The organism is Demequina sp. (assembly GCF_024642165.1).
Classification (GTDB): Bacteria; Actinomycetota; Actinomycetes; order Actinomycetales; family Demequinaceae; genus Demequina.
In genome coordinates, this window is sequence record NZ_JAHEBP010000037.1 from 18,532 (window position 1) to 20,103 (window position 1,572).

General features: G+C 73.7%; 2 protein-coding genes. Both read left to right on the forward strand.

From position 1 onward, the window contains the following. On the forward strand, positions 1-1,011 hold a 1,011-nt coding region (locus Q0L54_RS05220), incomplete at its 5' end, for a beta-propeller fold lactonase family protein (RefSeq protein WP_296665995.1). Positions 1,012-1,079: 68 nt separating this feature from the next. Beyond that, a partial coding sequence (locus Q0L54_RS05225) for a 2,3-bisphosphoglycerate-dependent phosphoglycerate mutase (protein WP_296665996.1) occupies positions 1,080-1,572 on the forward strand: 493 nt, incomplete at its 3' end.

Here is a 1,572-nt window from a genome sequence, read left to right on the forward strand (position 1 = left end):
GGCGAGGGCGTCTGGCGCTCCGCGTCGGCCGCGGATCCCGAGGCACGGCTGGTGCTCGAGCTCCCCGCTCCGTCCTTCCTGCTCGCGCACCCGACCCTGCCGCTGCTGTACGCGGCGTGCGAGCTGCCCGCCAGCCAGGTCGCCATCGTCGACGTCTCGGACGCGGCCCGGCCGCGCATCGTCGCGACGCTCCCGACCGGCGGCGCCGACGCCTGCCACCTGCTGCTCTCGCCGGACGCCCGCACGCTCTACGTCTCCCACTACTCGAGCGGCGACCTGGCCGTGATCCGGTTGGGCGCGGACGGCGGCTTCCGGGACGATGCGCCGGCCCAGCTTCACGGCCACGCCGGGTCCGGCCCGAATCCCGACCGGCAGGAGGCACCGCACGCGCACTCGGCGCTGATCGCCCCGGGCGGCCGGCACGTCCTGGTGGTCGACCTGGGCACCGACGAGCTGCGCCGATACCGCCTGCTCGACGGCGGCCTGCTCGAAGAAGACGGCATTGCCGCCACGCTCCCGCCCGGCGCCGGCCCGCGCCACGCCGCGGTGCGCGGCCACCTTCTCTACGTGACCTGCGAGCTCGACCACCAGGTGCGCACCCTGCGGTGGGACGCGGCCTCGGCCACCGCCGAGGTGGTGAGCGAGACGCCCGCCACGCTGGCCCCGCCGCGGTCCGCGGAGCCGCAGGACGCGCACGTGGCGCTGGTACCCGGGCCCACCGGCGACGTGCTGCTGGTGAGCGTCCGCGGCCCCGACGTGATCGCGGTCCATGACGTCGCCCCCGAGGGTGAGCTCACCTACCGCGGTGCCTTCGACGCCGGGCTGTGGCCCCGTCACTTCGCGGTGCTGGGTGACCGCCTGCTGGTGGGGGAGGAGCGCGGCCATCGAGTGCGCTCCTTCGCGCTCGCGGACGTGCTCGCGCTGCCCCCGGAGCAGGGCATCGGGGACGTGGCCGAGCTGCCCTACGCCGCCGCTGCCATCGTCAGCCCCGCGTGCGTGGCCGGAGCCTGACACGCATCGTCCCGCGGGCTGGGACCTAAGCCAGGCGTGACCCGCCCCGCCCGGGCTAGGCTGGCGCCATGACCTACACACTCATCCTGCTCCGTCACGGCGAGAGCGAATGGAACGCGAAGAACCTGTTCACCGGCTGGGTGGACGTCCCCCTCAACGAGAAGGGCTGGGGCGAGGCCGTGCGCGGCGGCGAGCTCCTCAAGGCCGAGGGCGTGCTGCCCGACGTGGTCCACACCTCGCTGCTGCGCCGCGCGATCATGACCGCCAACCTGGCGCTCGACTCCGCGGACCGCCACTGGATCCCGGTCAAGCGTGACTGGCGCCTCAACGAGCGCCACTACGGCGACCTCCAGGGCAAGAACAAGGCGGAGACCCTCGAGCAGTTCGGCGAGGAGAAGTTCATGATCTGGCGCCGCTCCTACGACGTGCCGCCGCCGGTCATCTCCGACGACAACCCGTACACGCAGGAGGGCGACGTCCGCTACGCCGGCGAGCCCATCCCCAAGACGGAGTGCCTCAAGGACGTGCTCGAGCGCGCCCTGCCGTACTGGGAGTCCGCGA